The 18,538-nt window shown below is 60.4% G+C and carries 15 protein-coding genes; 4 read left to right on the forward strand and 11 right to left on the reverse strand.

All coding sequences use genetic code 11. The features are described 5' to 3' along the window. Positions 1 to 72: 72 nt before the first annotated feature. From RX329_RS18590 to RX329_RS18600, 3 genes are read left to right on the forward strand one after another with little or no spacing between them, the layout of a single operon-like run. Complete coding sequence (locus RX329_RS18590; RefSeq protein ID WP_317246429.1) at positions 73 to 1,695, forward strand: DUF3300 domain-containing protein; 1,623 nt, start codon at positions 73 to 75, stop codon at positions 1,693 to 1,695. Further along, positions 1,692 to 2,609 (forward strand): DUF2950 domain-containing protein, encoded by a 918-nt coding sequence (locus tag RX329_RS18595; RefSeq protein WP_317246297.1) that lies wholly within the window; start codon positions 1,692 to 1,694, stop codon positions 2,607 to 2,609. The genes RX329_RS18590 and RX329_RS18595 overlap by 4 nt, the downstream gene beginning before the upstream one ends. Continuing rightward, entirely contained in the window at positions 2,593 to 3,060 is a 468-nt protein-coding gene (locus RX329_RS18600; protein ID WP_317246298.1) for a hypothetical protein, read from the forward strand. Before RX329_RS18595 ends, RX329_RS18600 begins: the two co-directional genes overlap by 17 nt. A gap of 41 nt (positions 3,061 to 3,101) precedes the next feature. Here the strand turns inward: RX329_RS18600 and RX329_RS18605 are convergent, their stop codons facing one another. The 4 genes from RX329_RS18605 to RX329_RS18620 all read right to left on the reverse strand — a co-directional run bounded on the left by RX329_RS18605 (position 3,102) and on the right by RX329_RS18620 (position 7,514). Continuing rightward, on the reverse strand, positions 3,102 to 4,796 hold the full coding sequence (locus tag RX329_RS18605; protein WP_317246299.1) for an MASE4 domain-containing protein: 1,695 nt from the start codon (positions 4,794 to 4,796) through the stop codon (positions 3,102 to 3,104). A 168-nt stretch (positions 4,797 to 4,964) separates the two neighbouring features. After that, complete coding sequence (locus tag RX329_RS18610) at positions 4,965 to 5,162, reverse strand: hypothetical protein (RefSeq protein WP_317246300.1); 198 nt, start codon at positions 5,160 to 5,162, stop codon at positions 4,965 to 4,967. A 277-nt stretch (positions 5,163 to 5,439) separates the two neighbouring features. Then, positions 5,440 to 6,438: a hypothetical protein gene (locus tag RX329_RS18615; RefSeq protein WP_317246301.1), complete on the reverse strand. Its 999-nt coding sequence runs from the start codon at positions 6,436 to 6,438 to the stop codon at positions 5,440 to 5,442. 197 nt (positions 6,439 to 6,635) lie between these two features. Next, complete coding sequence (locus RX329_RS18620) at positions 6,636 to 7,514, reverse strand: hypothetical protein (protein WP_317246302.1); 879 nt, start codon at positions 7,512 to 7,514, stop codon at positions 6,636 to 6,638. A gap of 234 nt (positions 7,515 to 7,748) precedes the next feature. Between RX329_RS18620 and RX329_RS18625 the strand changes: the two genes are divergently transcribed. Then, a complete protein-coding gene (locus tag RX329_RS18625) occupies positions 7,749 to 8,357 on the forward strand; it encodes a hypothetical protein (RefSeq protein WP_231190730.1) in 609 nt (202 codons plus the stop codon). 87 nt (positions 8,358 to 8,444) lie between these two features. Here RX329_RS18625 and RX329_RS18630 read toward each other — a convergent pair whose 3' ends face one another. The 7 genes from RX329_RS18630 to tssC all read right to left on the reverse strand — a co-directional run bounded on the left by RX329_RS18630 (position 8,445) and on the right by tssC (position 18,538). Continuing rightward, complete coding sequence (locus tag RX329_RS18630; RefSeq protein ID WP_317246303.1) at positions 8,445 to 10,031, reverse strand: class I SAM-dependent methyltransferase; 1,587 nt, start codon at positions 10,029 to 10,031, stop codon at positions 8,445 to 8,447. 5 nt (positions 10,032 to 10,036) lie between these two features. Beyond that, entirely contained in the window at positions 10,037 to 12,676 is a 2,640-nt protein-coding gene (gene tssH / locus RX329_RS18635; protein WP_317246304.1) for a type VI secretion system ATPase TssH, read from the reverse strand. A 97-nt stretch (positions 12,677 to 12,773) separates the two neighbouring features. Continuing rightward, on the reverse strand, positions 12,774 to 13,838 hold the full coding sequence (gene tssG, locus RX329_RS18640; RefSeq protein ID WP_018457638.1) for a type VI secretion system baseplate subunit TssG: 1,065 nt from the start codon (positions 13,836 to 13,838) through the stop codon (positions 12,774 to 12,776). After that, positions 13,802 to 15,769 (reverse strand): type VI secretion system baseplate subunit TssF, encoded by a 1,968-nt coding sequence (gene tssF / locus RX329_RS18645; protein WP_317246305.1) that lies wholly within the window; start codon positions 15,767 to 15,769, stop codon positions 13,802 to 13,804. The genes tssG and tssF overlap by 37 nt, the downstream gene beginning before the upstream one ends. Position 15,770: 1 nt before the next feature. Further along, positions 15,771 to 16,277 carry a type VI secretion system baseplate subunit TssE gene (gene tssE / locus RX329_RS18650; protein WP_018457636.1) on the reverse strand — a complete coding sequence of 169 codons (507 nt, stop codon included), beginning with the start codon at positions 16,275 to 16,277 and terminating at the stop codon, positions 15,771 to 15,773. Positions 16,278 to 16,500: 223 nt separating this feature from the next. Next, a complete protein-coding gene (locus tag RX329_RS18655; protein ID WP_018457635.1) occupies positions 16,501 to 16,986 on the reverse strand; it encodes an Hcp family type VI secretion system effector in 486 nt (161 codons plus the stop codon). Between the two features lie 49 nt (positions 16,987 to 17,035). Beyond that, positions 17,036 to 18,538: a type VI secretion system contractile sheath large subunit gene (gene tssC / locus RX329_RS18660; protein WP_018457634.1), complete on the reverse strand. Its 1,503-nt coding sequence runs from the start codon at positions 18,536 to 18,538 to the stop codon at positions 17,036 to 17,038.

Here is an 18,538-nt window from a genome sequence, read left to right on the forward strand (position 1 = left end):
TCTTTGATCTCGATCAACAGATGCCAGGTCTCGGATCAGGATGATCGCCGGGACATGTGTATGGAGGATCTGATGTTTTGCTGCGGCAGGACCTTGATGGCGCTTGCGCTCGTGATCGCGATTCCGCTGGCGGCGGCGGCGCAGACCGCAGATAAGGCGCCGGCCTCCAGCCCGCAGCAGGCAAATGCCCCCGGGCAAGCCGCAGAAATTCTGAAACCGGAGCAGCTCGAAGCTCTGGTCGCGCCGATTGCGCTCTACCCCGACGAGTTGCTTGCCAACGTGCTGGCGGCATCCACCTATCCTCTGGAGGTCGTTCAGGCCGATCGCTGGCTGAAAGAGCGCAAGACTCTGAAGGGTGATGCCCTGAAGACAGAAGTGGAGAAGCAGCCGTGGGATGACAGCATCAAGGCGCTGGCCTCGACTGCTGAGGTCCTGGCCATGATGAGCGACAAGCTCGACTGGACGAAGGCGCTGGGCGACGCCGTGCTCGCGCAGCAACCGGATGTGATGGATGCGGTCCAGCGGCTGCGGACCAAGGCTTATGACAACAAGAAGCTGGTGACCACCACGCAGCAGAAGGTGAGCGTGAAGACCGAGGAAAGCAGGCAGGTGGTCGTGATCGAGCCGGCGGTTCCCGATACGATGTATGTGCCGTACTACGAGCCTGCGACAGTCTACGGCGCGTGGCCCTACACCGAGTATCCACCATATTACTTCGGCTACCCGTCCTACATCGGCGCAGGCGTCGTCGCGGCGGGTCTCGCCTTCGGCACGGCCTGGGCCATCGGTCGCTGGGGCAATTATTGGGGCGGCGGCTGCAACTGGGGCAACCGCAACGTCTATATCAATCACCGCACCACCAACATCGGAACTGGCTGGCAGCATAATCCGTCGCATCGCCAAGGGGTACGCTACAACAACGCCAACGTTCAGCAGCGCTTCGGCAATAGCAATCTGAAGGCCGGCGCCGCCGACCGCATGGATTTCCGCGGCCGCGACGGACAGCAAGTCTTGAAGCCGGGACAGGATCGGCCTGGTGGCGCAGATCGCGCTGGGCCTGGCGACCGAGGTGGCGACCGTCAAGGCGCCGGGGATCGCGCCAAGGCGGGAGGCAATCGCGCCAAAGGCGGTGGCGATCGCGCGGCCAAGGGCGGTGGTGCTAAGAATGCCGGCGCAAAGAGTGCTGGCCCTAAAGCGGGCGGCGCCAAGGGTGGGGGCGCCAAAGCCGCGAACCGCGGTGGTAGCGGAAGCGTGCTGAACGTGTCGTCGGGCCGCTCGGCGGCCGCAGCATCGGCGCGTGGTCATGCGAGCATGGCGAGCATGGGACCGCGCGGTGGCGGCGGCGGAGGTGCGAGCTTCGCCGGCCGAGGCGGCGGCGGAGGCTTCCAGGGTGGCGGAGGCCGTGGTGGTGGTGGTGGCGGCGGACGGCGTTCCGATATCGCGCTGAAGCATGACGTCGTTCTGCTCGGCCATCTCGCAAGCGGTCTTGGTTATTACCGCTTCAGCTATATCGGCAGCGACAAGGCCTATGTCGGCGTCATTGCGCAAGAAGTCGAGGACGTGAAGCCGGTAGCCGTCACCCGCGGAGCCGACGGCTATCTCCGTGTCTATTACGAAAAGCTCGGTCTGAAATTCCGTACCTATCGCGACTGGCTCGAGAGCGGCGCGCGGATTCCTGGCGAGGTGACCCCATGATGGGATTGAAGTCGCTTCGTCTCGCCATCTTGCCGGCCATTATTGCGCTGGGGCTCCTGAGCTCGCCATCCCTTGCGCAGCAGTCCTATCCGACACCGGAGGATGCGGCAGCGGCGCTCGCTGCCGCCGTGAAAAGCGGGCCGGACCGGGCCATCCTGAAAGTCCTCGGCAGCGCTGCCGAGGACATCGTTTCCTCCGGCGACGAGGTCGCCGACGTCGACATCCGGAAACGCTTCACCTCGATGTATGATGCGAAGCATGCGATCAAGGCGGAAGGTAACAGGAAGGCAGTGCTGATGTTGGGTCCGGACGACTTTCCGTTCCCGATTCCGCTCGTCAACACCAGGACCGGCTGGGAATTCGATACCGCCGAAGGCCGCATTGAGGTCCTGTATCGCCGCATCGGCCGCAATGAACTCGACGCGATCCAGACCAGTCTCGCCTTTGTCGATGCCGAGAACGAATACGCCGACAAGGATCGCGGTGAGGGTACTGGCGTGTACGCGCAGTGCATCGTCAGCAGTGCCGGCAAGAAGGACGGGTTGTTCTGGCGCGACGACAACGACCCGAGCCCGCTCGGTGCATTGGCGGCGCAGGCTTCGGCCGAAGGCTACAAGGCCGAGGAGGGGCCGGCGCCCTATCATGGCTACTATTTCCGCATCCTGAAGGGACAGGGATCGAACACGCCAGGCGGCGCGCTGAACTATGTCGTCAACGGCAAGATGATCGGAGGTTTCGCACTGGTCGCCTGGCCGGCCGAGTACGGCAATTCCGGCGTCATGACCTTCCTGGTCAACCATGCGGGCGTTGTCTACCAGAAGGATCTTGGGCCTCGGACGAAGGTCCTCGTTTCCCGCATCAGCGCGTTCGATCCGGACCAGACCTGGAAGAAGCTGGATGGTGCAAAACCCTGAGCGACGCACGCAGATCTTGCGTGGGCTTCTTTGGCGTTTGGCACGCCTCGTGCTGCTCGCACTCCTTATCCCGACGACCCCGTCGTTTGCACAGGCATCCGCGCAGGTCCGGATCAAGATCGTAAAGGCGGGGCTGCTCGTGGGCGGTGGCGCTGGGAGCGGCGTGCTGACCTATCGCGGCCGCCATCATCCGTTCCGCATCAGCGGGGTAAGCCTAGGTCTTACCGTCGGCGCTACCGTTGGGTGGCTCGAGGGCTGGGCTTCAGGCATTCGAGAGGTCAGCGATTTTGCCGGCGCATACAGCTCGGTCGGTGGCGGGGCCGCCCTGATCGGCGGCATCAATGGCGCTCAGCTGCGCAACGACAAAGGGGTCACGATGGTGCTGCAGGGACCAAAAGCCGGGGTGGAATTCGCCGCTAATCTCAGCACAATCATGATCTCTCTGAAGTGAGCGCGCGCGAAAGGCGGAACGATCGTGACGGTCCCGTACCGTCATTGCACTGAAGCGGGCGCGGAGACGGGCAGTTCCAGCTCGAAAACGGAGCCCCTGACGTCCGATTTGACCAGCCTCAGCTTTCCACCGCACCTTCCGACCAGGTTGGAGGAGATGGCCAGCCCCAATCCCATACCGCCTTGTTTCGTCGTGAAGAACGGATCGAAGATGCGCTCTTGATGACGCGGTGTGATGCCGGTGCCGGAGTCTTCTACGGACAAGCGGACCGTTGCGCCACCATCAAGGCTGGTTTTCATACGGAGCTGTCGTTGATCGGCGGGGACAGAACTCATTGCGTCAAGCGCGTTTTTGCAGAGGTTCAGGACAACCTGCTGAAGCTCAGTGCCGCCCAGAGCGACTGGGGGAATGTTGCCCTGAAACTCCGTAATTACTGATACGCCATTGGCAAGAAGATCGTGCCTCAACAGTCTCAGCGCAAGCTCGGCGACATCCTCGACGTTTGCTGAAGCGCCGCCCTGCGCCGTTTTGATTGTCATCTCGCGAATGTTCGATATGATGTCAGCGGCGCGGCTGCTGTCCGCTTCGATGTCAGACAGGATGTTCTCGAGGTCCTCCAGTTCAAGGGGGGCAGCTCGCAGGTGACTTAGGCCTGTCGCAGCATTGAGCGAGATGGCCCCCAATGGCGATCTTAGCTCGTGGGCGATCGCCCCGGTGACCGCGTCGATGCTGAGAAGCCGGTTCGCTCGTTCGCGTCGTTGCAGGGCAATGACGCTGGCAAGGCGCGAATAGATAAACATCGTTTCGATGAGCAATACGGTCAGCAACATGCAACTGCCGACGAGAACGAAACCGCGTGCTGCGTACCAACCGATGGTGAACCGAACCGAGCTGCCGATGATTGCTACCAGAAAATTCGGCAAGTAGGCGAGCAAAGTCACCATCAGCCAAAGGTCAAGAATGGTGCGCATGCGTGCAAACAAAACGGTGAGAGCAGTCAGATTCCATAGCAGAAGCATCAGGTTGACCTGATTGCCGAGAGGGGTCTGGTGCCTGACGTCGTTCACGTAGAAATTAGGAAGCCATTCGGCTTTCGCGTTCACGATCCACGTCAGTCCTGCCACGGCGGCGCCGATGCACCCGACAACTATTATGATCGCGGCTGTTGCAGGTTTGCCTGGTCTGCCGCCGGCGGAATGATCCTTCGTGAACCCGTAGCCGAAAATCGCCGCGGGGAACGTTGCGTGCCATAGCACGTAAAGCCAAGCGGGGCTGTTCAGTGCATCCCCAATGACACCCGCGGAAGCGTATCCGTTCGGAAAGGCGAGCGTTTGCAAGAATGCGAATGATCCGCTGAAAACGTATCCGCTTGCCAGTGCGAGAAGTGCCCGTTGAGGCTGGATCGAAAATTGAGCAAATAGCAGGGCTGCCGTGATGAACTCGGCCAAGGCCAACGCGGTCTGCAACACTGGAACGAAACCATTAATCTGGCCCAATTGGATCCGGGCGAACGGCGCGATGACCGCTGCAAGGACGATGAGCAAGACGGCGACACCCACCGCCCAGGCCTTTTGACGAGGGGTTGCGGGGATGTTCGCGATGATCAGTGGGAATTCTTGCCGATCATCGTAACCGGGCTCGGCGGCTGCGTTGGCTGATCGCTGGCTCGCTAGCGCAATGCCCGGCCCTGATGCTGTCGCACCGCCGACAAGTCCCATGAACTTGCGCTGGCTCATGCCGCCTCCGGGCCACGAGACAGCATCTTACTCGTCCTCACGCCCGTTGAAAGCCCGTAAGGGCAGACCAGGTTGAAGACCCTCCGACGAACGATCTGAAGCTTTGCGCCGCGTATACACCGGAATCCTGCAAGGACTGTGCGAAGCTTGCTAAAGCTTTCCCCAACCTTAATCCACAATAGTGTCGCGCCGGTTCACCGCGCCGGGATAATCATCCGGATCGTTGCTCGCCGGTTGAGCCCGGCAACACACCGGAAATTCGCCATGCGGGGCAATGTGCTGGTGTCGTGTTTGCTGAGTGTAGATTTGAACCTCGATCGATGATTTCGCGGTCTGGATTTCGCCGGCGGCTGCGAGGGCGAGCAAATTGTACGTCGAGCCCAGGCTATTCTGACCGCGGTTGTCGCGAGCTATGCGCCGCGCGCTAGCGACGCAGAAAACAATCTGCCAGGACGTCGATTGCCTGTCGCATGGCGGCCGCGCAATTCTTCTCCGTGTGCTTGCGCTATGAAGCTGACCAGCACGCTGGACAAGTCGTAAAACTACTCTGGAGAGAGGAAGAATGCGCTATCGCACCGCGTCGAATTATCGGCGTGTTGGTGCATCACTTGAGTAAGCTCCCGACCACTCCCTTGCGGCGGACCTACTCCAGGTGCCTTGCGCGCAGATCTTGAAGGTCCTTTTTCAATGCCGCCAGATCCAGCCCGCGAGGAAAAGTGAGGCGTCCAGATCGGATCACGAGCCGGACGTACGGATAGCGTTCCTCGGCAAGCATCGGCAAACTGATTTTGTATTTGTGCCAATCTTCAACGATGTGTGCCTGTTGCTCGACGTTGTATGAGTCCCAGGAGTCGCCGGGCGTGTACTCGTAGCCGGCACCGATTGTCTGCGCCCAGAAGGAGCGCGCCATCGTCCAGTTCGAATCGTTGAACGCCTGCCACACATGGGTCATTTCGTGCACGAAGAGGTCGCAAATTCGACCGAAGTTGTCGCACAGGAGGCCGAAGGTGGGGCTAGGTGATGCCAGGTTACTGAACGCGACATTGCCAAGATTGATGGCATACCGCATGCTCGGCACCATGGGATTGCTTCCTCTAAAGAACGGTCCATCGTTCGTCCACGGTCTTCCGCCTGCTCCCAGGCCATTGGTAATCGCGATCGTCTCCCACGGCGGCAGGGTCGGGCCAAAGACGTTGCGCGCGAAATCCCGTTCGCTGACGTCCAGCACGCGGGCGAAGTCGGGTCGGCTTCCTTCACATGCCGGTGGGATCGGGGCCACTGGTGTGGGCGCAACCGGTGGAATGGGCGCAATCGGCGGGGGAGGCGGCGTACCTGGCGGTAGATAGATGAAGCCGCCTTTCCATCCACCTTTCCCGCCGGTCGTACCGGAAGAAAACGCAAAATTCTGGCGGTCGGGCGATATCGCGCGGCAGCCTACATACTCGGCTAGGTACCAGTTCACCTGCCTTGTGGCTTGTTGGAAATCGCGCTGTTTGACGAGCTTTATGCCCGGAAAATTGAACTCGATGAGGTCCCATGGATCGATGCCGATCCGCTTGGCGAGGGATATCCAGGTCTCGCCTGCCGCCACCGCATGTCGCGTTCCCGCTGGCGGTACGTAGCTTTCGACGACAGGCTTCAAGGGTCTTTCCTGGTTCGGCAATGTAAGGACCTCCCTTGCTGAGTCCTGCAGAACTACTCTTGCCACCAATATTCATTGGTCGCCGTTACCTTGAGGCGGTTCGATGGTTCCATTCATTCGGACCGCGAACAGGTAGGCTAGGGAGGAGCCTCATTCGTAGCTTGGAGGCGTGGACAATCGAACCAGCATTCCCCGCTTTAGCGTCGGCCTTTTGACCTCGAGCCTAGCAGGTCATGCGTGCCGCTGACGCTCACGGTTCCGGAGCACTCGAAACCGCCGAAAATTCCGCAGGAGCCGGTGACCGTGACGCGCAGATCTTTGCGCTGGTACATGTCGACCGAAACGCCCACGCGCGAAAAGTCGTTCGCGCTGTTCGGCAATATCAAGTCGATGTGTTCGGCCGCCCAACGCGGCAGATGTGAGTTGCTCTTCCAGAACAGCTCATTGCCGGCGTGGTGCATGAAGTTCGGCCCGACCGTAAGGGCACCGTCCACGCCCTCGAACACGAAGCCTGTTTCGTCGATGTGCACGTTCACCCGGTCGGGTGCTACTGCGAAATGCAGCGAGGTGATGTCCTGGGGCTGCGGGTCTTTGCCGAATTGCGAGCTGTAGGCATCGCTCCATTGTCCGCGGTCCCGCCCGAGCCCGAAGCCGTGCCGGCCCGGGAGATCCCGCGTTGAGAGTGGCTTGTCGGACAGCTTTGGGCGCCAGATCTCCCGAAACCCCTTGCCGATCGTTGCCGCCATCGACAGATCGAGAGCCCAATGCGACGCCTTTTCCGGGCTTTGCCCTTCGGCGAATGCGTCGAATCCGTCCGTCGTCTTGGCAATGCGCAGCTTCTTGATCAGCTCTTCCCAGTCCTTGGGCAGGAAGGTGACGCCGTCGAGCGTGGTCGTCGCGGCAGCGACACCATACTTCTCGAGTTGGTGTCGGATGTAGGGCTTCTCGTCATAAAGGCGCACATTCGGGTTGGCGCCGGCAAAGTAATTCTTCAAATCGATCTGCGGTCGCAGCATGGTCAATCGCGCCGCGATCTTCCGGTAAGTGTCGGTCGTCGTCGGATCGGTCGTCGTCATGGCGCGCCCTCCGTGGCAATCCTCACCTCAGATTGGTCTCGCCCGAACGGGTTCGGGTTCAATGTCTGCTCGTTCTATGAAGTTGCCGAAGGCCCCATGCCAATTCCGGCAAGAGTCAAACCCCTATTCCCCCAGCACCGATGCAGTTTGAACCCGCCAACTGGAATCGGCGACCACTATGCAGGGGGTACTTTAAGCGGCGAGGACGATCAGATGTCACTGCGAGGCAGGGTATTGGATATACTCAATGGGCCGGCGGTCGCACGCATTCGTTTCCGATTTCCGATCCGCGGCAGCCACGTGACGATTGCGCCGCAAACGTTCCATCACGTCGCCCGCGCGATCCGGTTGGGGCGGGTCACCGTCAGGGCTCCGACGGATCTCGCGGCAGGCGTTGCCGCACAATATAACGATGTGGCGAGAACCAGGGCGGACGGCACAGCGGTCGCTGCGAACACGCTGGAGGTCGTGTCGGCGGCGGGGCGGATGGACGGAGCCTATATCGTCCATGAGAGCCTGCATGCAGCCTACGATCTGTTGCGTACCGGCCTCGACGCCAATGCCGAAGAGGCGTCCGCATACGTCTGCACGGCGCTCTATTGCCGCATGACCGGCCTCCCGCGGCCGCGCTGGGCCAACGGCCCGATTTACGCCAATGCCGCTGAGGTCGCCAAAACGTTACTGTCGCAATACCAAAAGGGTGATCCTGGCATTCCCTGGGTCGGCGAGAGTGAATGGCGGATGCTGCGCGCCGGCGTGGGCCTTCATCCGGTCTATACCAGCGGACCCGGTGGTATTCTCACCGGATGGCTGCTCGGCCAGCAGTACACCCACGATGGCTGAGTGATGGGCACCTCGCCTGTTGGGAGGTAGCAGATCTTCTGGTTCCTTCCGCCACTCCTTCCACGGTGCCCGGCGCACATGAGCGCGTCAGGCGATTAGCAAGCCCAACTTGCCGACCATCGCAAGCGAGCGTTGAACGCTTTCTCGCGTTGATAGCAGCAGCGGCTCGGCGGGCTTCCTGGCACGATCCTTCTGATCTACCTGGATGGTCGGGCCAAATTTCTCAGTCATTTCGGCCGTGATCTGGTCGATGGTCCGCGTACCATCGAGCAATTGCAGGAAATCCCTGGTTCGGTCGTCCTCCAACTGCACGGTTTGGTGGAGGAGATTGGTGACGAGCGGACCTGTTTGCGCTTGTTTTCGCGCGAGCAGGCTCGCCTGCGGATGCTCGGTCGCTTCCGTCAATAAGAAGGGACGCGACAGCAGGAACGAGACCTCGCCGCTGCAAGCCAGGATAAACATCGCCTCGGTTAACGCCTTTTGGTCATCATCTGCCTGCCCGCCGCCAAGCAGCGCTCGCGCCCCATCGAGCAATTCGTCAAATGACAGCGCGCGAGGCCAGGCGCGGCCGAGGCATAGGTGCGCCGCCTTCAAGAGCGAATTGGTCACCGTGATCCTGCTACCGTCCTCATTTTCGAATTCCACCGCTGAATCGTCCGTTACGCAGGCGTCCGGATCAACCGGGCTCGTCGTGCTCAGCAAATAGAACCGGGTGACGAAATCGAGGTCGGTCTGGCGGGAGAGCGAGACGTTGTCGTGGCAGAGCAAGGTACGGCGAAAGCCGTTACCGTCGATGAAGTCCTGATACTGATCGCGTGCCATGAACTCGGTTTCCGGGAAGCGTTGCAACGTCGCGCGTACCTCCTCGGAATAGCCCGCCAGATTGCGTCGCGAGAAATCGGCGTCGCTTAGATATTGCAAGCCATGAGAGCCTGCAAACTCGACAACCTCGTGCAGCAGGAAGGCCTCAGCGCCTTCGTCGAGATCGTCATGAAACAACAGCTCGTCGGGCGCCTTGAGGACGCGGTTGTACTGATCGCGCATGATCGCGCCGTGAACCGAGTTGGCTTTCGATCCCTCGCTCAAGAACTTTAAGATTGCGCGGGCCTGTCCTACTTTTTCTTTCATGCCGGTGAGGCGGCGGGTGTGATACCGCATCATGTCGCGGACCATGTCGCGCATATGTGAGAACGGGTGCGCATTGTAACTGACGTAGCAGACCCCCTGCGGCGCGAGGTTCTGTTTGAAGATCATCATAATCTTCTCGCGCACTGTCGGCGGGACCCAGGAATACACGCCGTGAGCGATGATGTAGTCGAACTCCCCGAAGATTGCGTCGACATTCATGATGTCGCAGTGGAGAAGCTTGATGTTCTCCAGGCCCAATGTAGCGACATTTTGCCGGCCGCGCTCGATCGTCACGCCGCTCAGGTCGACGCCGACGAATTCGCTGTTCGGGTATTGAAAGGCCATCGGCAACAGGTTGCCGCCGACGCCGCAGCCAAGCTCCAGCACCCGGCAACGCTCGACCGGCGCCGGCTGCATGCCGTAAACGGCGGCCATGGTAGCAAGATGGTTGGGATGAGTAAGCCCATAAACATGGCCCGGGTAGTAGACCTCGTCGTATGGCGTTGGACCGATGTTTGGGTGACGATGCTCGGTTTGAATGTTCATCGTGCTCAATTCCACGAATATGCGAACTTGTTGTTGTCGATCGAGACACGTGCTTCCTTCACCTCTTCCTTGGCGAGCGACTTGCTGAGGAATTCGCGCGACAGCTCGGGGAGCAGGGTGTTGGTGATGATGTTGTCAATCATTCGCCCACCAGAGTCGGGGTCGTTGCAGCGCGACACAATGTGCTCGACGACCGCGTCGTCATAACCGAAGGTCGCGTTATGATTGTCACGAAGGCGCCTTCCGATGCGGTCGAGTTGCAAACGCACGATCCCGGACAGCATCTCGTCCGATAGCGGGAAGTACGGTATCGAGACGATGCGTCCGAGCAGCGCCGCTGGGAACACCTTGAGCAACTCCGGCCTTAGCATCCTGGCGAGCTCTTCCGGCTCATCGCGATACTTTGGATCGCGTGATAGGCCCATGATCATATCGGTGCCGACGTTGGTGGTAAGGATGATCAAAGTGTTCTTGAAGTCGATCCGTCGCCCGTTGCCGTCCTCCATGGTTCCTTTGTCGAATACCTGAAAGAAAATCTCATGGACGTCGGGATGAGCTTTCTCCACCTCGTCGAGCAGAATGACGCTATAGGGCTTGCGCCGGACGGCCTCGGTGAGGCGCCCACCTTCGCCATAGCCGACATACCCGGGAGGTGCGCCTTTCAAGGTCGAGACGGTGTGCGCTTCCTGGAACTCTGACATGTTGATCGTAATCATGTTTTGCTCGCCGCCATAAAGAGTCTCGGCAAGCGCCAGGGCGGTTTCGGTCTTGCCCACACCGGATGGGCCAGCCAACATGAATACGCCGATCGGTTTCGACGGGTTGTCCAGCTTAGCGCGGCTGGTCTCAATTCGCTTGGCGATCATTGTCAGCCCATGGGACTGGCCGACGACGCGGCGGTTGAGGATCTCCGGTAGCTTCAGCACGGTTTCGATCTCGTCACGCATCATCCGGCCGACCGGGATGCCGGTCCAATCAGAGACAACGGACGCCACCGACTGCTGGTCTACATGGGCATAGACCATTCGCTTTTCCGGATTGATGGTCTCAAGTGTGTCGAACTTGCCGCGCAGCTCCGCGCGCCTGGCAGCCGGATCTTCGCCTTCCTTGGGCCTGGACAGGATTTCACGAATGCTGCGGATGTCCTTGATGAGCTCCTGCTCGACCGCCCAATCGCCATCGAGGTTCGTCAGCTTGTCTTTCAGTGCGGCGATGTCGTTGTCGATCGCGACAATGCGCTCGTTGTCCTCTATCCCAAGGTCGCCGTCGCTGACGAGCGCAGATCTCTCAGCTTCACGAGCGGCAATCGCCACGCGTGCATCCTCGATCAAGGCCGGCGTCGCGCTCTGGCTGATGGCTACGCGTGCCGAGGCTGTATCAAGCAGGCTAACCGCCTTGTCCGGCAACTGCCGTGAAGGAATGTATCGGTGGGACAGGTTGACTGCTGCGACGATCGCAGCATCCGAAATGCGAACGCCATGGTGCTTTTCCATCGGACCGAGAAGTCCGCGAAGCATGATGCAGCAGGTCTCCACATCAGGTTCATCGATCTGGATTGGCTGGAAGCGCCGGGTGAGCGCGGGATCCTTCTCGATGTACTGGCGATATTCCGCCCATGTGGTGGCGGCGATCGTACGCAGCGTGCCACGGGCGAGGGGAGGTTTCAGGAGATTGGCCGCATCGCCGGTACCGGCGGCGCCGCCGGCGCCGATGAGTGTGTGGGCCTCATCGATGAACAAGATGATGGGAGTAGGTGAGCTCTGGACCTCGTCGATCACCGACCGCAAGCGCTGCTCGAACTCGCCCTTCATGGAGGCGCCGGCTTGCATCAGGCCGATGTCGAGTGTGCAGAGCCTTACACCGCGCAGCGGTGGCGGCACGTCGCCGGCGGCAATGCGCTGCGCGAAGCCTTCGACAACTGCGGTCTTGCCGACGCCAGCCTCGCCGGTGAGAATTGGATTGTTCTGCCGCCGACGCATCAACACGTCGATCAGTTGGCGGATTTCTTCGTCCCGGCCAAGGATCGGATCCATTTCGCCCGATTTAGCCTTGGCAGTAAGGTCCTGGGAGAACCGGTCGAGCGGCGTCGTGCCCTTCGGACCAGCTTGGGCCGCGCCCTGCGTGCCGGCGCCAACCAGGCCCGATCCGTCCATCGGCCGCATGGTCTCCTCATCGGAGCCGGTCCAGACAGCGCGGCGTTCCGCCGCCAGTGCGTCGACGTTGACCTTGGCAAATTCCCGCGAGAGGTTGTTCAGCGCGCGACGAATATCGTTCGATTTCAGGCCGGCAACGAGCAGATGACCGGTGCGGATCTGGGTCTCGCCAAAGAAGAGCGTGGCATAGTGCCAGCCGCGATCGAGCAGATCGATGACCGAATTCGCGACGCCCGGCATGTCGGTCTCGTTCTTAGAAAAGCCGCTGATCACGCCGGCCAGGTCCGACAATAAGCGCGCGCGGTCGAGCTTGTAGTGATCGACCGAGAGGCTGAGATCGTTGCCCTCCTGCTGCAGAATATGAAACAGCCAGTGCGCAAGCTCGACGTTGCGATTGCCGGCGCTCTTTGCGTGGCGCAGGGCCTGTATGAAGGCATCATAGCCGGCCCGGTTCAGCTTGCCCGTTACAGCTTCAATGCTGATGTCGGTCACGGCGGCTCCTCCTGCTCAACTTCTCCGCGGATGCTTGTCATCATGCGGAATTGGCTTCAAATTCCATAGCATTAGGCGATCAGCACTATCGATAGGTTCAAATCGCCGTGGCATTGGCTGCGGCGCTCCGGCGGGATCTCAATCGCTCCCCGAGCTGAAAGCGGGCATCGCGGCGATATTCTTCTGTGGAGGCCCAGTTCGGCGAGACCCAAGAAGTCCATCCAAGTCGACCACTTTGTCCGAGCCTGACCGGTACAACCTCTCCGGCAGGAATCGCGAGCTCTACTTCCCATTCCAATTCGTCGCCGACATAGAAGAAAACGGCGTCGGCCAGTGGCTCCGACAGGTTGGGTGTTTCGGTCGGCAGGAATTGTTCGTACTGAGCAAATGTTCTGACAAAGACCCGAACTCTGATCTTGTCCTCGACGCTGAACACGCGCGAGCCCAGAAGGGCGTCCTGACCGAGCCTCGCATGCGTTCCGCCGAGCCGGCTGCAGTGACTTGGGTCGAACGAGAGCCAAGTGCCGACGAATTCGTCGATCTCGACTTTGACCTCGAACAGTCCTTGCAGGAATCGCGTCAACCGTGATGCACACTTCGCCCTTGGCGCGACCAGCCCAGCGAAGCTGAGCTTCGCCATGTCCGGAACGGTATCGCGATCGGCGAAAACATCGGTGCCCAAGCCGGCGAAGGAGCCGACATAGGCAATGAAGCGATCGTCCGCCGGGCGGTCGTGCTGCGCGATCGGGCGCGCGTCGGCCCAGGCACGAAAGAAGAGTTGCAGGAAGCGCCCGTTAAACAGATCGAGAAAGCGCGGGAAAGCGTCATCCCGCATCAGCCACCAGCTGAGGCTTTCGTCGGTGGTGGCAATGGGCAGGGCGCCCTGCGGGCCCAGGAGGCCGAGAAATTTGACGAGGATCCTGAGCCGGCCACTCTGGTCGTCCACCGCCGCGAGGTTCGAGGCGGGAAACTCCAGATAAGGCACTTGGCCGAGGTCGACATATTCGTCGCGGCGGGCGGCACTGTCACCGATCCGCGGTCGATCCGGGTTGGCGCGCTCGAACTGGCGTAACGTATGGAAAAAATCGAAACGCCAGGGCTCGGCCTTCATCTGGTCGATCAGCGTCATAGCGGTCTCCGCGTGCCCATGCGCGGCGGCCATCGCATGATCTCGCCGCGCTCCGGCGTCGAGATGACCGTCTGGGTGAAGGTGTTGAAGCCGGAATAGTCGGCGAAGAAGCGTTCCAGGATCGCCCCGAGCAAGAACACGCCGCTGCCCTCAAATGCCTTCTCGTCGAGCGTGACGATAATCTCCAAGCCACGTGCTGCGCCGCTGCCGGTGCGCTCACGCACGCGTCGCACGATGGGGCGGCTTTCTATGCTGCGCACGCCGCGGATCTTGCGTTCCGTGGCGTCGTCGAATTGGTCGGCGAACAAGGACAGCATCTCGCGCAGCGCTCCGGCGTTCTTGCCGCCACCGCGCTCGACGAGCCCAAGATAGTTGAGGCTGAGCATGTTGATGAGCCGCCAGCTGACAACGCCGCTGTTGACGATTTCGCTGCGGCTGCGCAATTGGGCCACCACCGGCTCGCGCGGCGGCGTCGGACCGGCGACGCACATCAGATCAAGAGATGTGTCGTCCAGTAAACGAAAATCGGCGCCGCCCTGGCCGACCGGCAAGTGCTCCGTGAGATGGCGATTGGAGCAGAGAGCCCGAACGCTCAGTTCCGCGACAGAGCCTTTTCCGCTCAATTCACCGGGCTCGAGCAGCGACAGGAACATGTCCGTCCCGGTGTAGTCTGAGGAGGCGCCGTATGTCTTTTCTTCCACTGTGCGGCGCCGCGGCAAGCGGCGCACAGTGAAATAAAGCCTGTCGACCGACCCGCCGCTCCGGTCGACGGCGGCCGAATATAGCGGGCGCACGGGCCGCTTATCCTTCTCTGCCGGAAGGTGTGCGTAGACTTCGAGCACCTGGTGCGGTTCGTATTCCAGATAGCGGCTGCGATCTGGCACCACATGGTACTCGTGCGTATTCGACTTGACCGGAATACGATCACTCGTCTTCTCGAACAGATTGATCGCCGGCGCGGTATAGAGCCTGAACGTCTCGGGGCGCACCGAGGCGGCCAATCGTGAACTGTGTTCATCGAATGCGAAGACAATATCGATCGATTTGCTGCGCAGCCGTGACATCACCCCGCGAAGCCCGGTGAGGGTAATGCCGAGGAACTTGCGTGGAAACATGAAATATTCACGCAGCAATTCCGAGCCACGAAAGATCCGGTTATCGTTAGGGAATAGAGACTCATTCTCGTCGAAACCAATTTGCTGCACGCTGTCATGGGGGGCACGAGTCACCACCGGATCGCCGAAGTCGTCGAGATGTCGGAAGTAGACCCCCGTGCAATTCGAGATCAACTGCTCGTAAAGCGCGATGGCGTCGGATTCGGCACCGGACAGGTAGATCGGAAGCTCGCTCACGCGGCAGCCTGCGAACCACGTTTCCGGCTTGGTCCGAGCCTCCGCGTCCGGCGGCTCGTCGTCGAGCCGGGCCGCACTACGATGGGTCAACGATAGCCTCAGCCCCGCGATGACGTCACTGCCGATCGGGATACCGAGCGCCTGCAGAGCGCCCGCCGTCGAGAAATACTCGGCGCTTGTGACGTCAAATGGCCAGAGCACGATGTCGCGGCAAAGTCGAAACCGGCAGGAAAGACTTCGCTCTCTCTCGCGATAGGTCGCGTCGAAATAGGCGCCGCGCGCGATCTTCCTGCCGTCACGCAGCGCCGGGTCGGCATAGGGTGGCCGTGCGGTCACCAGCATGGCCGAAGGTGTCGGCGCAAGATAGTTCGGCACCAGTTGCTCGAGCAGGTTTGCAGTGAATTCCGGGAACTCGTGCTTGAGCTTGAGCTGAACGCGGGCGGCAAGAAAGGCAGCGCCTTCCAGCAGTCCCGTGATCATCGGGTCCGAGCGGTCTCGGATCAGGCCGCCGAGGCGCTCTGCGATGCCTGGATATTCTTCGGCGAAATCTCCCGCCTGCTCGTACAGCAATGACAGTTCACGATTGTAGAAATCGAGGAATTCGCGATTCATGCTAAAGTCGATTGATCTGGATGTCGCCGCTGTCGAGATCGACGTCGGCGACAAATTCCACGGGGACGTTGAGCGGCTCAGCTTTGAGGTCGGCGTGAACGATGAAGCGCAGCTTCAGCTGCTCAGGGCCGACCGAGCCGTCGCGACGAACCCGAATCGTCTTGCGATCGAGTCTGGGCTCGTAGGTCGCTAGCGTCTCGCGCAACGCGTCGGTGAGTTCGTCGTCCGTAACCTCGTCGATCGAGCGGTGGGCGATATCGGGGAAGCCGTAGTTCAAGATCGATCTCCGGACGCAATCCCGGTCGCTCAGATCCAAAGTCGATTCCAGAGCAATGGTATTGAGAAGGGCTTCAAGGTCATGAGAGATTTCCCGCCGCAACAGCGTTTCCGAGATCGGAAAGCGGCCGGCGCTACGCCGTCCGGCAATGACCCGTTCACCGAATTCATCGCGCAAATTGAGCTTCTTGCGCGCATCGCGAGCTTCATGAGCCAAGCGAAAGGCCAGCATTAGCGGGGGAGAGAGACGATCCCTCTTTGGAGTAATGGTCATTTACCTTCCCCAAGATGCCGGGCCCGCTATGCCCTTTCGCGGAGCATCAGCTGGTCTCCAGAATGGTTGTCGCCTCGGCAGGCGGTCGTGCTCGTAACCGCTCCCGCCGAGACGTCAACGCAATCGCACCGTGCGGCGCCGGCTCAGCTAATCGCAACCAACGCCAAGCAGAAGCCGACGATCAGGCCCATTCCTTGTTGGCGGGAACGTCCCAGCCAAACACCGGCGCCGCTCCAGCGCCGCCTTTTTCCGTCTGGGTCTTGTACGTCATCTTGACCTTGGCGAAATTCAGACTCACGTTTTCAGTGAGGCGATCTTCGCCGTGCGATCCGCCCGTCGATACACTCGTGACCAGAATGTGCTTCATCTCGATCTTGAGATACTCCAGCGGATTTTCACCCGCCTTGCGCACCGTGAGGATCGCCGTATCAATGTGCTTGCCGTTCGCACAGACTTTGAAAAGCTCCGGCGTGGCCTTGTCGACGAAGTGCGTGAAGTGCAGGTCCTGGATACTGACCTTGCCGGCACCGCCGCCCGAACCGCTGTGGAAAGTGCCTGACTGGCTCTCGCCGAACGACCAGCTCAAAATATCGATTTCGTCCTTGTGCTTGTCGTCCAGCGACTCGCCCTTAATCGGATCGAGTTTCAGGAAAATGTCAACAGCCATAGCATAGTCCTTTCAAATTTCTGCATGTTACGGTTGCGATGCTGCGGCGTCAGGAGCCGGGGCCGGGAAGGCGCGAAACCAGACTGAGGCCGACGTCCATCGCCTCCAACTGAAAGTGTGGACGAAGAAAGAAGCGCGCGTTGTAATATCCCGGGTTCTCCTCGTTTGCTATGACCTCTACCTTCGCAGCGGCCAGCGGCTTGCGCGCCTTCTGAGCTTCTGACGACAGGGCTGGATTGGCATCAACGTACTCGTTGATCCAGGTCTGCAGCCAGACCGTCAGCTCATCCTTCTCCTTCATGGATCCGATCTTGTCGCGAACCATGCACTTCAGATAGTGCGCAAAGCGAGACACAGCGAACATGTAGGGCAGTCGTGACGACAGGTTATCAGAGGCGGTGGCATCCACGCCTTTCTCGCCGAAATACTTCTTCGGCTTGTAGAGCGACTGAGCGCCGATGAACGCCGCCTTGTCGGTGTTCTTGCGATGGATCAGCGGGATGAGGCCCGCCTTCGCAAGTTCGTGCTCACGGCGATCGCTGATTGCGATCTCGGTCGGGCATTTCAGGTCGACGCCGCCGTCATCGGTCGGGAACGTGTGCGTCGGCAGGTTGATAACTTCACCGCCGGACTGCACACCGCGGATGCGCGTGCACCAGCCAAACTCCTTGAAGGCGCGGTTGATGTTGACGGCCATTGCGTAGGCGGCGTTGATCCAGCCGTATTTGTCGCCGGTGTGTCCGTCCGTCTCCTCTTCGAAGGCGAACTCTTCCACGGGCTCCGATTTCGCGCCGTAGGGGAGGCGGCCGAGCGCGCGCGGCATGCACAGGCCGAGATAGCGCGAGTCGTCCTGATCGCGCAGTCCCTTCCATGCGGCATATTCCGGCGTATCGAACACCTTGCCGATGTCCCGAGGGTTGGACAGCTCGGTCCAAGAGTCCATTCCCATCAGCGTCGGCTCGGCGCCGCTGAAGAAGGGGGCGTGTGCGGCGCCGGCGATCTTGCTGAGATCGCGGAGCAGTTGCACATCGGTGGGGAGGTGACTGAAATAATAGTCGCCGATCAGGCAGCCGAAAGGCTCGCCACCCAGCTGGCCGAATTCATACTCATAGATCTGCTTGAAAAGGGGGCTCTGGTCCCAGCGGGCATCGGGATAAAGCCGCAGATTTCGATACAGCTCGTTCTTTGAGACGTTCATCACCCGGATTTTCAGGTTGGCGTCGGTCTCGGAATTGAAGACGAGGTAGTGGAGACCGCGCCACGCACTTTCGATTGCCTGGAACTCAGGTGTATGAAGAATCTCGTTCATTTGCGCGGTCAGCTTCTGGTCGATCCGCGCGATCATCTCCTCGATGGTGTCGAGGACGTCCGACTTTATGACGCTTGTGTCCTTCAACGCCTCTTGAACGAGCGTGGATACGGCGTTTTCGACTTCGGTCGCTGCACGTTCAGTGCGCGGTTTGAAGCTTTGCTTTAGCAGGCTGGCAAACTCATCAGCTTCGACGGTTTTGACTTGGGTAGGGCTCTCTGTGTGAACAGCTTCTTTTGCCAT

It is taken from the genome of Bradyrhizobium sp. BWC-3-1 (assembly GCF_032917965.1).
In the GTDB taxonomy this organism is placed as follows: domain Bacteria; phylum Pseudomonadota; class Alphaproteobacteria; order Rhizobiales; family Xanthobacteraceae; genus Bradyrhizobium; species Bradyrhizobium canariense_D.

What these genes read in the sequence shown, in the direction of transcription:
- RX329_RS18590 (WP_317246429.1), top strand. Translation starts at nt 73, where the DNA reads ATGTTTTGCTGCGGCAGGACCTTGATGGCGCTTGCGCTCGTGATCGCG.
- RX329_RS18595 (WP_317246297.1), top strand. Translation starts at nt 1,692, where the DNA reads ATGATGGGATTGAAGTCGCTTCGTCTCGCCATCTTGCCGGCCATTATT.
- RX329_RS18600 (WP_317246298.1), top strand. Translation starts at nt 2,593, where the DNA reads ATGGTGCAAAACCCTGAGCGACGCACGCAGATCTTGCGTGGGCTTCTT.
- RX329_RS18605 (WP_317246299.1), bottom strand. Translation starts at nt 4,796, where the DNA reads ATGAGCCAGCGCAAGTTCATGGGACTTGTCGGCGGTGCGACAGCATCA.
- RX329_RS18620 (WP_317246302.1), bottom strand. Translation starts at nt 7,514, where the DNA reads ATGACGACGACCGATCCGACGACGACCGACACTTACCGGAAGATCGCG.
- RX329_RS18630 (WP_317246303.1), bottom strand. Translation starts at nt 10,031, where the DNA reads ATGAACATTCAAACCGAGCATCGTCACCCAAACATCGGTCCAACGCCA.
- tssG (WP_018457638.1), bottom strand. Translation starts at nt 13,838, where the DNA reads ATGGCCGCCGCGCATGGGCACGCGGAGACCGCTATGACGCTGATCGAC.
- tssF (WP_317246305.1), bottom strand. Translation starts at nt 15,769, where the DNA reads ATGAATCGCGAATTCCTCGATTTCTACAATCGTGAACTGTCATTGCTG.
- tssE (WP_018457636.1), bottom strand. Translation starts at nt 16,277, where the DNA reads ATGCTGGCCTTTCGCTTGGCTCATGAAGCTCGCGATGCGCGCAAGAAG.
- RX329_RS18655 (WP_018457635.1), bottom strand. Translation starts at nt 16,986, where the DNA reads ATGGCTGTTGACATTTTCCTGAAACTCGATCCGATTAAGGGCGAGTCG.
- tssC (WP_018457634.1), bottom strand. Translation starts at nt 18,538, where the DNA reads ATGGCAAAAGAAGCTGTTCACACAGAGAGCCCTACCCAAGTCAAAACC.